14 protein-coding genes are annotated in these 13,612 nt (G+C 66.3%); 5 read left to right on the top strand and 9 right to left on the bottom strand.

What is annotated here, in order from left to right; translation table 11 throughout:
* Positions 1-132 precede the first annotated feature (132 nt).
* The 3 genes from SOM39_RS14555 to SOM39_RS14545 all read left to right on the top strand — a co-directional run bounded on the left by SOM39_RS14555 (position 133) and on the right by SOM39_RS14545 (position 3,605).
* Positions 133-2,223: a TonB-dependent siderophore receptor gene (locus tag SOM39_RS14555; RefSeq protein ID WP_320458738.1), complete on the top strand. Its 2,091-nt coding sequence runs from the start codon at positions 133-135 to the stop codon at positions 2,221-2,223.
* Positions 2,224-2,289: 66 nt separating this feature from the next.
* Positions 2,290-3,426, top strand: coding sequence for a PepSY-associated TM helix domain-containing protein (locus SOM39_RS14550; RefSeq protein WP_320458737.1), 1,137 nt, complete (start codon positions 2,290-2,292; stop codon positions 3,424-3,426).
* Positions 3,423-3,605 carry a hypothetical protein gene (locus SOM39_RS14545; RefSeq protein ID WP_068849717.1) on the top strand — a complete coding sequence of 61 codons (183 nt, stop codon included), beginning with the start codon at positions 3,423-3,425 and terminating at the stop codon, positions 3,603-3,605. The genes SOM39_RS14550 and SOM39_RS14545 overlap by 4 nt, the downstream gene beginning before the upstream one ends.
* A gap of 40 nt (positions 3,606-3,645) precedes the next feature.
* On the opposite strand, the gene SOM39_RS14540 is transcribed toward SOM39_RS14545, so the two are convergent.
* From SOM39_RS14540 to SOM39_RS14520, 5 genes are all read right to left on the bottom strand, one after another.
* Complete coding sequence (locus tag SOM39_RS14540) at positions 3,646-4,548, bottom strand: LysR family transcriptional regulator (RefSeq protein WP_320458736.1); 903 nt, start codon at positions 4,546-4,548, stop codon at positions 3,646-3,648.
* 49 nt (positions 4,549-4,597) lie between these two features.
* Positions 4,598-5,479, bottom strand: coding sequence for an SDR family NAD(P)-dependent oxidoreductase (locus SOM39_RS14535; protein WP_320458735.1), 882 nt, complete (start codon positions 5,477-5,479; stop codon positions 4,598-4,600).
* An 87-nt stretch (positions 5,480-5,566) separates the two neighbouring features.
* A complete protein-coding gene (locus SOM39_RS14530) occupies positions 5,567-5,947 on the bottom strand; it encodes a heavy metal-binding domain-containing protein (RefSeq protein ID WP_184125035.1) in 381 nt (126 codons plus the stop codon).
* Between the two features lie 43 nt (positions 5,948-5,990).
* A complete protein-coding gene (locus SOM39_RS14525) occupies positions 5,991-6,320 on the bottom strand; it encodes a hypothetical protein (RefSeq protein ID WP_320458734.1) in 330 nt (109 codons plus the stop codon).
* A 65-nt stretch (positions 6,321-6,385) separates the two neighbouring features.
* A complete protein-coding gene (locus SOM39_RS14520; protein ID WP_083214073.1) occupies positions 6,386-7,363 on the bottom strand; it encodes a LysR family transcriptional regulator in 978 nt (325 codons plus the stop codon).
* A gap of 123 nt (positions 7,364-7,486) precedes the next feature.
* Here SOM39_RS14520 and SOM39_RS14515 point away from each other — a divergent pair, with 123 nt between their 5' ends.
* Positions 7,487-8,239 carry an SDR family NAD(P)-dependent oxidoreductase gene (locus SOM39_RS14515; RefSeq protein ID WP_095363711.1) on the top strand — a complete coding sequence of 251 codons (753 nt, stop codon included), beginning with the start codon at positions 7,487-7,489 and terminating at the stop codon, positions 8,237-8,239.
* 184 nt (positions 8,240-8,423) lie between these two features.
* On the opposite strand, the gene SOM39_RS14510 is transcribed toward SOM39_RS14515, so the two are convergent.
* Positions 8,424-8,915, bottom strand: coding sequence for a MarR family winged helix-turn-helix transcriptional regulator (locus tag SOM39_RS14510; RefSeq protein ID WP_093533308.1), 492 nt, complete (start codon positions 8,913-8,915; stop codon positions 8,424-8,426).
* A 47-nt stretch (positions 8,916-8,962) separates the two neighbouring features.
* On the opposite strand from SOM39_RS14510, the gene SOM39_RS14505 reads away from it, so the two are divergent.
* Entirely contained in the window at positions 8,963-10,447 is a 1,485-nt protein-coding gene (locus SOM39_RS14505) for an FAD-dependent oxidoreductase (protein WP_320458733.1), read from the top strand.
* Here the strand turns inward: SOM39_RS14505 and SOM39_RS14500 are convergent, their stop codons facing one another.
* The 3 genes from SOM39_RS14500 to SOM39_RS14490 all read right to left on the bottom strand — a co-directional run bounded on the left by SOM39_RS14500 (position 10,448) and on the right by SOM39_RS14490 (position 13,569).
* Positions 10,448-10,906, bottom strand: a complete 459-nt coding sequence (locus SOM39_RS14500; RefSeq protein ID WP_320458732.1) for a nuclear transport factor 2 family protein — start codon at positions 10,904-10,906, stop codon at positions 10,448-10,450.
* 8 nt (positions 10,907-10,914) lie between these two features.
* Entirely contained in the window at positions 10,915-11,520 is a 606-nt protein-coding gene (locus SOM39_RS14495) for a DUF2306 domain-containing protein (RefSeq protein WP_320458731.1), read from the bottom strand.
* A gap of 78 nt (positions 11,521-11,598) precedes the next feature.
* Positions 11,599-13,569 (bottom strand): hypothetical protein, encoded by a 1,971-nt coding sequence (locus SOM39_RS14490; protein WP_320458730.1) that lies wholly within the window; start codon positions 13,567-13,569, stop codon positions 11,599-11,601.
* Between the last annotated feature and the right edge of the window lie 43 nt (positions 13,570-13,612).

The following is a 13,612-nucleotide window of genomic DNA, read 5'->3' as shown; positions in this document are numbered from 1 at the left end:
CCGCGTAGGGCTCGTGCAGGGGATGTGGCAGACGGATGAAAACCGCCCCCCATAGGCTTGTATCTGAGATTCATTTGCGTTCGCATCCTCACCTCCCGATAATCCGGGCCCTTGCTCCCTGGGATCCCCGTCATGCCTGCCCTGTCCCGCCGCTCGCCCTTGCTCCTGCTGGTTCCCACCCTGCTGGCGTCGGCGATGGCCCATGCCCAGGACAGCAGCGCCGCCCGTACCCTGGACGCGGTCAGCGTGGTCGCCGACCGCGCGAGTACTGCCACCAAGACCGATACCCCGCTCACCCAGACCCCGCAGGCGATCAGCGTGGTGACCCGCGAGCTGTTCACCGACCGCGGCGCCCGCAACCTGCAGGAAACCCTGCGCTACAGCGCGGGCGTGACCGCCGATGCCTACGGCCTGGATACCCGCAGCGACGGCAGCACCGTTCGCGGCCTGGACCCGGTGCAATACCTGGACGGCCTGCGCCGCAGCTACGGCTTCAATCCGCTGGCACGCACCGAGGTGTACGGCCTGGAGCGGGTGGAAGTGCTGCGCGGCCCCTCGTCGGTGCTGTACGGCGCCGGCGCCACCGGCGGCATCATCAATGCCATCACCAAGCGCCCGACCTTCGGCGACCTCGGCGGCGAAGTGGCCCTGCAGCTGGGCAACTTCGACCGCAGACAGTTCCAGGGCGACGTGGCCGGCACCCTGAACGACGCCGGCACCCTGGCCGGTCGCTTCGTCGGCCTGGTGCGCGAATCCGGCATGCAGACTGACACCATCGACGACGACCGTGTGTACCTCGCGCCGTCGATCAGCTGGCAGGGCGAGCGCAGCACCCTGACCGTGCTGGCCAGCTACCAGCACGACAAGACCGCCTCGAGCCAGCAGTTCCTGCCCGTGGTGGCGACCCTCAACGCACCGGCCGGTTCGCCGCGTCTGGATCCGTCAACGTTCCTGGGCGACCGCGATTTCGACAAACTCGATTCGCGCGTGTACAGCGTGACCGCCCTGTTCGACCACAGCTTCAGCGACAGCATCAGCCTGCGCTCGGCCGTGCGCTACCTGGACGGCAAGACCGAATTCCGCGAACTGTACCCGGACACCTACTCCAATCCGCTGGACCCGTTCATCGATGCCGACAAGCGCGTGCTCAACCGCAACGCCTACGGCGTGCGACCGGACGTACGTTCGCTGACCAGCGACAACGCGGTGCAGTTCGACTTCGCCACCGGCGCCTTCCAGCACCTGCTGCTGGCTGGCGTGGACTACAGCGATTACCGCGAGAAGTCCTGGAACCTGGATGCCACCCCGACCCCGATCGACATCTACAACCCGATCTCCACCGGCGTGACCATCAACGGCTGGGACCGCCTGCCCGACCAGCAGACCACCCAGCTGGGCGTTTACCTGCAGGACCAGATCCGCTGGGCCAACCGCGTCTCGCTGGTGCTGGGCGCACGCCGCGACCATGCGCGCAGCAAGACCGAAGGCCTGCCCAGCCAGACCGACAACGCCACCACCTACCGCGCCGGCCTGATCGGCGAGATCGGCGCGGGCGTCTCGCCGTACATCAGCTACAGCGAGTCGTTCCTGCCGGTAACCGGCCAGGATCTGTACGGCCGTGCGTTCAAGCCGATGCAGGGCGACCAGTGGGAAGGCGGCATCAAGTGGCAGCCGGCGTCGAACATGCTGGTCACCCTGGCCGCCTATCGCATCACCGAAACCAACCGCCAGACCAACGATCCGGACAACGTCTTGAACGTGATCCAGACCGGTGAGATCGAATCGAAGGGCGTGGAAGTCGAGGGCCAGTTCCAGTTCGCGCACGACATCACCCTCACCGCGGCGTACTCGCGCAACAAGGCCGAAGTGACCAAGAGCAACTTCGCCATGGAAGTGAACCAGCGCCTCAACGACACCCCGCAGGAGCTGGCTTCGGTATGGCTGGGCAAGGCCTTCACCCTGGTCGACGACGCGCGCCTGCGCCTGGGCATCGGTGGCCGCTACGTGGGCAACACCCAGTCGCTGGGCTACGGTGGTTTCATCCGCACGCCCAGCTACACGCTGGTGGACGCGCTGGCCGAAGTGCAGGTGACCGACTGGACGATGGCGCTGAACATCACCAACCTGGGCGACAAGAAGTACTTCGCCCCGTGCCGTAATTTCGGTGACTGCTTCACCGGCAACCCGCGCACGGTGACCGGAACGATTTCGTACCGGTTCTGACGGTGTGCCGGGCGTGGCCCGGCACTACCGTGTCCCTACCCTCTCCAGCCGCCGCCAGAGAATTCAATGCAACGTTCCACCATCAAAGCCTGGTTCCTGGTCCACAAGTGGACCAGCCTGGTCTGCACCTTGTTCCTGTTGCTGTTGTGCGTGACCGGCCTGCCGCTGGTGTTCGGCGAGGAAATCGCCCACCTCAGCGAACCGCACGTGGACAACCCGCAGCCGCAGGCCGCGCATCGCAACCTGGATGAACAGGTGCGCACCGCCGTGGCGCAGTACCCGGGCAACGTGCCGCTGTTCGTGGGTTGGGATTGGGACGGCCACACGGTGTACGTCAACACCGGCACCGAGCCGGCCACGCCGCCGCCGCAGATGAAGACCGCACTGCTCGATGCCAGCAGCGGTGAGGTGTTGCCCGCGCCGCAGTTCAACGAAGGGGTGATGTACTTCCTGTACCGGCTGCACACCGACCTGTTCCTCGGCCTGCCTGGGATGCTGTTCATGGGCGCGATGGGCCTGCTGTTCGCCGTGGCGATCATCTCCGGCCTGGTGCTGTACGGACCCTTCATGCGCCGCCAGCGTTTCGGCACCCTGCGCACCGGGCGCAGCCGCCGGCTGGCCTGGCTGGACCTGCACAACGTGATCGGCGTGGTCACCCTGGGCTGGGCGCTGGTGGTGGGAATTACCGGCGCCATCAACACGATTGCGAAGCCACTGGAAACCGCCTGGCAGAGCCAGCAGCTGGGGGAGTTCGCCGCGCGTTACGCCGGCCAGCCGCGCCCGACAACGCTGGCCTCGCTGCAGGCCGCGGTGGACACCGCACGCGCTGCCGAGCCCGGCATGCGCCCGGCGTTCGTCAGCTTCCCCGGCACCGGCTACAGCGGCGACCACCACTATGGCGTGTTCATGCAGGGCAATACCCCGCTCACCGAACGCCTGTACCGCCCGGTGCTGATCGATGCGGCCAGCGGCGAACTCACCGCCCAGCCGCAGCTGCCCACCTACATGAGCGTGCTGCTGCTCAGCCAGCCGCTGCACTTCGGCGACTACGGCAAGCTGCCGTTGAAGATCCTGTGGGCGCTGCTGGACCTGCTCACCATCGCGGTACTGGTCAGCGGCCTGTACCTGTGGTTCAAGCGCGGCAGCACCGAAGCGCGGGTAACCGAGATCGAGCGCGCTGAAAAAACCGGGGGTGCTGCATGAGCCGGACGCCTGCGCCCAATGGCAGCCCGTTCACGGCGCCCGCGTGGATCGCCGCGGCAAGCCTGCTGGGTCTGGTCAGCGCGCTGGTTGGCGATGGCGTGTTCGATGTGGTGTCATGGGTGGTCTTCGCCGCATTGATCGGCCTGGTAGTGCGCGCCTGGGTGAAACGCACCCGGTGACGGGGTGATCCGGGCTCGCGGTGCCGACCAACGGTCGGCACTACCGGTCGGCATTGCCCGGTCGGCCCCCGGCCCCATGGCGGGCGAAGTTGAGTGCCGCCGGCGATGCTTCATCTGCGCGCAGGCACAACTGCAGCTCGAACGTGGCCTCGCCCCCCGCCAACGGGTGATAGGCGACTTCCGCACTGCGGAACCCGGCCATGCTGGCGGGCACCACCGAGATGCCCGCCTCCACCGCCACCAGTGACAGCACCGCGTGCATGCCGTGCGCTTCCTGCACCACCCGCGGTGTGAATCCTGCGGCCGCGCACAGGCGCACGACCTGCGAATGGAAGCCCCTGCCCTCGCGCGCCGGCCACAGCACGAACGCTTCGTCGGCCAACATCGCCACCGTGAGATGCGCCTGCTCTGCGAGCGGGTGCGCGCGCGGCAGCGCGATGGCCAGGCGGTCGCTGTCGAATGCCTGCAGCCGCATGTCGTCGGCCTCGAACACCGGTGGAATCACCACGCCCACGTCGATCCGCTGTTCGCGCAGCATCTGGATCTGGCGTGCGGAGGTGGCTTCGATCAACTCCAGGCGAACGTCCGGGCTGCCCTGGCGGAAGCTGCGGATCACCCCGGGCAGGCGCCCGTACAGCGCGCTGCCCACATAGCCCAGCCGCACGGTACCGGTGCGCCCTGCAGCCGCATCGCGAGTGGCCACCAGCGCATGGTCGGCCTGCTGCAGCAGCAGGCGTGCCTCGGCCAGCAGCACTGCCCCGGCGGCGGTCAGCCCAAGGGTACGGTTGCCGCGCTGGATCAGCTCGCTGCCAATCTCGTCTTCCAGCTTGCGGATGGCCGCTGTCAGCGGTGGCTGCGACATGTGCAGGCGCGCGGCCGCGCGATGGAAGTGCAGCTCTTCAGCAACAGCAACGAACTGGCGAAGCAGGCGGAGATCAACCATGGGCATGCATGCGCTGGACGGAAACCCCGCCAGTATGCCGTGCCGTTGACTACCTGCGTGGTTCCACCGCGGGCTGCGCGATGCGCGACCATTGCGCGGCGATGTCTTCGATGCTGTCCGCAGACGTGGCGCGCAGGTCGCGCGGGTAGGCCACATCGTCGGCCTCCACGCTGCGGGTTGCGTGGAACTGGCCGTTGCTGGCACGCAGGATCCAGCCGCCATCGCGGCAGGCCGTTGATGCAAGGAAGGCAACGCCCGGCGCCACTGCGTCCGGGTGCAGCTCATCGGGCTCGCCCTCCACGCCCCACATGCGGGTCTTGGCCACCGGCGAGATGGCATTGACCACGATGCTGTGCGGTGCGCCTTCAGCGGCCAGCACGTTGACGATACCCACGGCTGCCATCTTCGCGGCCGCATACGCAGCCAGGCCCTTCTGCACGTACTGCGGATACAGCGCGCGATCGGAGGTGGTCAGCACGATGCGGCCATGGTGGCGTGCCTGCATCGACGGCCACGCCGCCTCGGCCAGCCACAGCGGCGCCTTGGCCGCGATGGTCATCATGTGGTCGAAGCGGTCTTCCTCCAGCGCATCGATCTGCTGGTACTCCACCCACCCCGCGTTGTGGATGATGAAATCGATCCGGCCATAACGGGCGACGATGTCGGCGATCAGCGAGCGGCAGCCATCGCGCTGATCGATCGCCGCGTGCGCGGCATGCACGTCCAGCCCGGTACCGCGCAGCAGCGCCACCGTCGCATCGATCCGCCCCGGGTCCTGCCCGCTCCCATCCAGACCGGCGCCCACGTCATGCATGACAACCTGCGCTCCGCGCGTGGCCAGCAGCCGGCTGTAGGCCAGGCCCAGTCCACTGGCTGCACCGGTAACCAGCCCAACCTGCCCTTCAAATGAAACATCGTCGTGCGTCTGCATCCGCACAGGATCGTGCCGACAGCATGCTCAGCGCCAATGCCACCTGCAGCAGTCCACGATACAAACCGCGTATCGCCCTTGAACGAATCACCGCAACGGCTCCACCACCACCGCCGTGCCATAGCACAGCACCTCGGTCAGCCCGGTCATGATGTCGGTCGCGTCGTAGCGCATGCCGATGATCGCGTTGGCCCCCAGCATCCGTGCATGCTTGGCCATATCGCGATAGGTCTCCTCGCGCGCCTGCTCGCACAGCTCGGTATAGATGGTGATGTTGCCGCCGAACAGCGTCTGGATTCCGCCCAGGAAATTGCCGACGATGGAGCGCGAGCGCACGGTGATGCCGCGCACCACACCCAAGTTGCGCGTGATCCGGAACCCGGGCAACTCGAAGGCGGTGGTCACCATCGAATCGTCCAGTCGGGTCGCGGTCGACGGGTGTGCGGCGCTGTTGTAAGGATCTGCCATGGTTGCCTCGTTGCCCGGGGGATCTGCCCGGATGGTGGGAAGGTCAATGCGCCTGTGGTCGTCGCGGCCTGAGTATCCAGAGTAAGCATGTCTGAACCAATACCGCCAACCAAAGTGTGCAATACACCGCCACTGTTGCGCCCTTGGTGACGCGTTGGCTGTCAGTGGCGTACGGCCAGAGCCGCCACGTATCCATCTCGAATACCCACACGCCCGCCAGCAACAGGGCCAGCGCAAGCAGCGTCGCCAGCCACGTCAGCCATGTCCGCGTCTGCGTGCGCACGATCAGCAGGGTCAGCAGCAAGCCTGCTGCGACGAAAAGCAATGGAATGCCAATTGCGGTCGTCAGCACGCCTGTGTAATTGGTCGCCAACGCCGTAAGCGGCGCGCACGAAGCCGCCGCGATCAAGCACCTCGCAACTGTATGGCGCTGTGTGCTCACGCCCGCACCCTGTAACGACCCGTGGTCGCCGGCTTCTCCACCCGCGCGTCGGTGTCGAGTTCCTGGAAACCGGCTGCCAGCAGCCCTGGCATCATTTCCGCCAGCCAGTCGATGAACACCCGCAGGCGGTGGGTCACGTGCCGGTTATGCGGATACACCACGTGGAACGGATACAGCGCCGGTCGCCAGGCCCGCAGCACTTCCACCAGCGCACCGCTGGCCAGTGCAGGCGCGGCGGCATAGCTGAAGGTCTGGACCAGCCCCAAGCCCGCAATCGCCGCGGCCAGGTGGGCGTTGCTTTCATTGATGCCAAGACGGTGCCCGCCCTTGATCTCCACACTTCCCGCATCACCCCGGAAGCGGAACGGCACGGCGCGCCCGGTGGAGCTGAGCACGTAGCTCACCAGCCGGTGCCCGTTGCGAAGTTCTTCGGGGTAGGCGGGCACGCCATGCGCTTTCAGGTAGCCCGGGCTGGCGCAGGTGATCAAGGTGGCATCGCCAACATGGCGCGCAACCAGCGATGAATCGTCCAATGGCCCGCCGCGGATCACGCAGTCGGCGTTCTCACCAATCAGGTTCACCGGCCGGTCGGAGACGCCCAGCTCGATGCGGATATCCGGGTACCTCGCCATGAACGCCGGCAGCGCGGGCACCAGCACGTCGCGTGCGGTCGACCCGCCAACGTCCACGCGCAACAGTCCCCGCGGCGTGCCCCGCGCGGCACTGAACGACGCATCGATATCCTCCAGGTCACGCAGCAGACGACCGGCCTTCTCGTAGTAGTCCTGGCCCTCGGCCGTGACCGATACCCGCCGCGTGGTCCGCTGCAGCAGGCGTACGCCCAGATGCGCTTCCAGCTCGCGCACCAGCTTGCTGAGCGTAGCGGTGGGCATGTCAAGGGACTCGGCGGCGCGGATGAAGCTGCCCGCTTCGACGACCCGGGCAAAGGCACGGATGGCGGAAAGTTGGTTCATGCGCCCATTATGCACGTACATGCATAGTGATTCTCATTAATCCATCTTTATCCACCAATCGGCCAAGCCTATCGTTCTCCCAACAGCGGCGGGAATCCTCCCGCTCGTCCAACGGAGAACATCATGAGCACCCCCCTCCTTACCGGTAAGATCGCCCTCGTCACCGGCGGCACCTCGGGCATCGGCCTGGCCAGCGCCCGCCACCTCGCGTCGCTGGGCGCCACTGTCTTCATCACCGGCCGGCGCCAGGCCGAACTGGACGCGGCCGTCGCCGCGATCGGTCCGGCCGCCACCGGGATTCGCGCTGATGCGGCGCTTCCCACCGACCTGGACACGGTCTACGCCCGGATCGCCACGCAGGCTGGCAGACTGGATATCCTGCACGCCAACGCCGGTGGCGGCGACATGCTGCCGCTGGGCGCGATTACCGAAGAGCACTTCGACCGCATCTTCGCCACCAATGTCCGTGGCGTCCTGTTCACCGTGCAGAAGGCGCTGCCACTGCTGGTCGATGGGGCATCGATCATCCTCACCGGCTCTACCGTGTCCATCCAGGGCACGGCCAACTTCAGCGTGTACAGCGCCAGCAAGGCAGCAGTGCGCAACTTCGCCCGTTCCTGGGCGCTGGACCTGAAGGAGCGCGGCATCCGGGTCAACGTAGTCAGCCCCGGGCCAATCCGCACCCCCGGCCTCGGCGATCTGGTGCCCGACGACGCCCGTCAGGGTCTGTTCGACCACCTGGCAGCGCAGGTGCCCCTGGGACGACTGGGCGAACCGCAGGAAGTGGCCAACGCCGTGGCATTCCTGGCCTCTGACCAGGCGAGCTTCGTCAACGGCATCGAACTGTTCGTGGACGGCGGCATGGCGCAGGTCTGATCCTGTGCGGCTGCAAGCTCGGCATCGCGCGCGGTCGGGTCAGCGCTCGCGCAGCGATTCAGCGGTGTGCTGCTGCAACGGGCTGAGCAGGTAATCCCGGCACCCCGGGCACGGATTAGAAACGAAGCGGTTGGCCGCTGCCTATCGCCTCGGCCAGTGCGCGTTGACCAGCGCCTCGGTGGCTCTACTCCGGTGTCCCACGTTCGACCGCTTCCATTGCATCGGCGAATTTCGCCATCAGCCGCACCAGGTCCGACACCTCCTGCGGCTCCCATGATTCGAAGATGACCCTGCCCATCCGCTCGCGCGCGGCGTCCAAGCGGTCAGTCATCTCCTTGCCCTTGGGCGCAATGGTGGCCTCGCGGATCCGGCGGTCCTGCGGATTGCCCTGGCGGGTGATCAGTTCCATGGTTGCCAGCTTGGCCACCTGCCGGCTGATGGTCGTGTAGTCGCGACCCAACCGGTCAGCCAATTCGACCACCCCGATCGGCCCGACCCGCTCGATCACCACCAGCAGCCGGAACAGAGCCTGGTCCAGCTTTACCCCCGCCTCCTGCAGGAGGCGCTCGTCGTTGCGCGGGCGGTTCATCACGCTGACAAGGCTGACCATGGACAGGTGCAGCGACTTCAGCTCGGCCGAAATATGTGTATCTTGCACTCTCTTTTTCGCAGGCATAGCATCCCCTCCAGATACGTGCATATTACACATACCTGGAGAAAATGATGGGTAGCACCCCTGATGTTGTGATCTGTGGCGCCGGTGCCGCTGGTTTGACCCTGGCCATCGAACTGGCCCGGCGTGGCGTGTCCTTCAGGCTGCTGGAGCGGCGCGACCAGCCGTTCCATGGCTCGCGCGGCAAGGGAATCCAGCCCCGCAGCCAGGAGGTGTTCGAGGACATGGGGATCCTCAACCGGTTGTTCGCTACCGGCGGGCCGTACCCCCTTTCGCGTACCCACAATGCCGATGGCAGCAGCACCGACAGCGCGGTGCTGGAAGCTGCGCTGGCTACCCCCGCCGAGCCTTATCGCCAGCCGCTCATGGTGCCGCAGTTCCTCACCGAAGCCGTGATGCGTGAGCGGTTGGCCGAACTGGGCCATGCCGTGCAATTCAGCCACACGTTGCTCGGCTTCGATCAGGATGGCGAAGGTGTCCATGTCCGCATCGCCACGCCCAGCGGCGAGCAGACGATCAGAACCCGTTACCTGATCGGCACCGACGGCGGCCGCAGCTTCGTGCGCCAGTCTTTGGCGATTCCTTTCCCGGGCCAGACCCTGGGCGTTCGCGCCGTTGTCGCCGATATCGTGCTGCAGGGTCTGTCCCGCGATGCGTGGCACAACTTCAACGAGCACGACATGGCACGCCGCATCTCGCTGTGCCCGCTCATGGGCACGGACCTGTTCCAGTTGCAGGCACCGGTGCCGCTGGAGGGCGAGGTGGACCTGTCCGTCAAGGGCTTGGCCGCGATGGTGCGCGAGCGGACAGGGCGCGATGACATCACGGTCGAGAGCGTCTCGTGGGGCTCCGCGTACCAGATGAACGCACGCCTGGCAGATCGGTATCGCGTTGGCCGGGTGTTCCTGGTTGGCGATGCGGCGCATACCCATCCCCCTACCGGCGGCCAGGGACTGAACACCAGCGCACAGGATGCATACAATCTGGGCTGGAAGCTGGCGTCCGTATTGGAAGGCGCGCCAGAGGCACTGCTCGATACCTACGAAGAAGAACGCAGGCCCGTTGCGGCGGCGATGCTCGGTCTTGCTACCAGGCTTCTCGAGCACGCCCAGCGCGGCGACAACCGGCGTGGTCGTGAGGTGCAGCAGCTCGACCTGGGGTATCGGGCGTCTTCGCTTACGCTGCCGGCGGAATCGCGCGAGGGGCGCATCGAGCCCGGCGACCGCGCGCCGGATGCACCGCTGCAGGGCGCGGGCGGGCAACCCAGCCGATTGTTCGAGGTACTCCGCGGCACCCATTGGACGCTGCTGGGCCATGCGGCCGACCGAACCGCTGCGCCGCTGCGCGCCGGCCTGCACGTACACCTCATTGGGCCGCAGGGCGACCTGCGCGACGGCGATGGGCATTTCCAGCGCGCGTACGGACTGGGGCCGGGCGAGTGGGTGCTGGTGCGCCCCGACGGCTATGTTGCCGCTGTTGCGGACGGCGGGCGACTCGCCGATCTGGTTTCACATCACGCGGCGTGTTCGCCCTGATTACTTCGCCGCCGGTGCCGTGGAGGCCGCTCTGGGCTTGGAGTACCAGAGCGCATTGACGATGATCCAGCGCTCTCCGAAACGGCCCATGTGGAAGTAGTCCACGAACCACGGCGTCTCCAGCCGCACCGAGGCCGCGTTGCCGGTAACGTCCAGCACGCGGCAGGTACGGTCCCACTCCGCCTTGGGCGTCTTCAGCGTGCCCTGGCGGGTCAGGCCCACCAGCTCTTCCTTGCTCATGCGGCGCAGGCCAAGCCGCTCGTCCGGCGTTTCGCCCAGCACCATCCGCTTGGCCAGGTCTGGATGCAATGACCGCGCTACCCGCTGGGGATCGGCTTCCAGCTGGCCATCCACATAGTCAAAGCAGGTCGCCTCGATAGCGGCTACGGTGGCGGCATCAGGTTCCGCCGGGGTATTTGCGGTGGCGGCAGCGGCAAACAGCAGGGCAAGTGCGGGCATGAACTACCTCAGGAAGGTATGTAATCGTGCTTCAGCGGATCGCGTTCTCTCCTCCGGAACGCTTCCACCGTGACAAGGGGCAAGAGCCAGCTTGCCCACAGCAGGCACGAGATGAGCGCTCCGCTTGGCGCCAGTCCTGAAGCAATGGCTACCGGCAACATCAAACGGAACAGGACGGGCGCCAGGGTCACCGCATAGTTGCGGATCATCCACGTCCTGTGCCGCTCCACTCGGCCACGGTGGATCGCGATCATGGCCAACAGCGCCGTGGTCAACCACGCCAGGGCGGTACCGGCAAAACCAATCTTGATGGAAAGCGGTGCCGGGGTGGTGGCGATCAATCCGGCCGCCGCCGCGCTGGCCGTGAGAACTCCACCGAAGTAGAGATACCCAACCCGCCGATGCAGCGCAGGACGTTCCCACCACCAGCGTGCCAACAGCTGGACCGGCCCGGCCACGATGGCCACCACGCCGCCAGCCAGGTGCAGCCACAGCCAGCCATGGCGATCCACGAAGCGCCCGTACGCGGGGCTGTCCAGAAGCCCGTACTTTGCATACGCCGCCATCAGGAATTCGGCCGATACCACCACGATGATCAGCCAGGTGACGAACACGAATGCGGCTCTCAACACTGTGTCCCGGCGCGATGGCATCAGCGTCTCTTCCGGTTGAGCTACTGTCGAGCCGCCAATCTAGCCAACTCCGACAACCCGTTCAATCCATGCAAGGCGATGGGCATCGGCGGTGTCCCTTCGCACCGCTGCCAGCCCGTCGGCCCGGCCAAAGGCATGCAGCAGCAGCGGTCCAAGGTCGACCAGGGGCGATTTAGCTTGCCCCATCTCGTGCAGCAGGGCGAACGAACGCCCCTCGAACTCGCCGAGCAGCTCGGAGCCGTAGCGCGCCGCGTGGCTGATACCCGACAGGTACAGGGCCTTGAACACTTCCTGCTCCGGCCACTGCAGTGCCATCCGAAGCGGCCATTCGATCAGGTTACGCTCGCCCCACAGATCCTGCTTCCGCGTGACCTCGTTGGCGACCAGGGACAGCGTCAGTGACTGCGCCAGCGCGCCCAGATACGGCTGCATCTGTTCCGCCGTGGGCCGCGTGTAGATCGCATCGTGCGGCGCGCTCTGTACGCCGCCCAGGCGTGCAAGCACCCTGCCTTCCAGCTCCAGTATCGCGGCCTCCAACCCTGCCCTGTCCGACGACACCGCTTCGCGCCCGATCAATGCCACGCGGGCGGTATCCCAGATGCCAAGATCTACCGTCCAGAGGTTCCCTGCCTCACCAATGGAACCGAGTACCAGCAGATCCGTACTGGACGCGAACCCCGCCGCGGTTTCGCGTTCGCCGGCCTCGTCCTGCGCACCGAACAGCACCGGCCCGCCACCCCTGACCACTGCGGCCAGTGAGTGGGCGTGCAGGGATGTCCACTCGTAGGCGCTTTCCGCCAGGTACAGCGGAATGGAGCGACTCAGGCGCCCAAGTTCATCTTCCCGTTGTTGTTCCGCGCGCTCTTCGCCGCTCACGACCTTGCCCAGCATCAAGAACGTCACCTTGCGCGCACTGTCGGGCTTGTTCGCAAACAGCCACTGCGGCTCGCGCAGGCCGTAACGCCAGATCGGAAGTTCGAACGGCATGGTCGCGATCTGCAGTTCTTCAGTGTCGATCGGCCGCGATGATGCACCCGCTTCCCGGCGCGCCTCGTACTGGCTGGCCATTGCATCCAGATGCTGCTTGAACGGCGGAATGTTGAGCGCGTACAGGCGATGCAGTAGCGCCTCGCCCTCGTCCAGGCGATCAAGATGGAGATAGGCCTGGACCAGGTTCATCCCGACCTGCGGCCCATGCGTTTCCGGGTCGTAGGACGGACCGATCAGGTCCACCAGTTCGACGATCCTGCCGGCATTGCCGAGGTCGCCTGAAATGACCAACAACACATCGGTGCTGTGCGCTGCCTGGGCGAGAACGCTGCGGAACTGGTCCAGCGCTGCCGGGACATCCTTCTTCGCAAGGCTTTCCCGCCCCAGATAGAGGCTGGCGCGCCAGCTGCCCGGCAGGGCCGCTGCCTGTTCCAGTGCTGCCCGGTAGGCGGGCTCACCGCCGCGCTCGCGCTGCCGTGCAAGCCACCAGCCCAGGCCGTTGTCCTGGTTGGGGTCCAGTTGCAGCGCCTTCCACAACGTTGCATCGGCCTGGTGCTCTTCGCCACGGCCTGCCTGCACCTTCGCGAGATTGGTAAGGAGCGTTGCGGTCTCGCCGATCCTGCCGATTGCATCGTGCAGCACCTGCCCGGCCTGATCGAAGCGTTCCTGCTGCATCAGCACGATCGCGCGGATGACGTGCGCCCGTTCCACGATGGGGTCGATCTCCAGCATCCGCTGGGATGCAGGATCAACCTCGGCGGCGAACCCGTCGTCCAGCGCATTGAGGATGAGTTGGTAAAGCTCGTTGGGCTGGTCCCACATCGCCTTGATCTGGGGCAACAGCATGTTGTCGCGCCAGTCGGCCCGGGTGACCTGCAGTTCCCGGCCGTGGGCGTCGTACACGGTGATGATCTGGGCTTGCGCTGCCTCCGCCGGAGGCGCTGCAGGCTGGGACACGGCTAGCGGTGGTTTGGCGCTGGCGGGCTTGCCGGTCAGGCTCTGCATCAAACGCTTGAACATCGTTCCTCCATGGGCTGGGCGCAGGCCATTCTGCACCAATCCT

This window comes from Stenotrophomonas sp. CFBP8994 (genome assembly GCF_034044835.1).
GTDB lineage: Bacteria > Pseudomonadota > Gammaproteobacteria > Xanthomonadales > Xanthomonadaceae > Stenotrophomonas > Stenotrophomonas rhizophila_A.
This window is presented reverse-complemented; position numbering and strand designations above follow the sequence as displayed.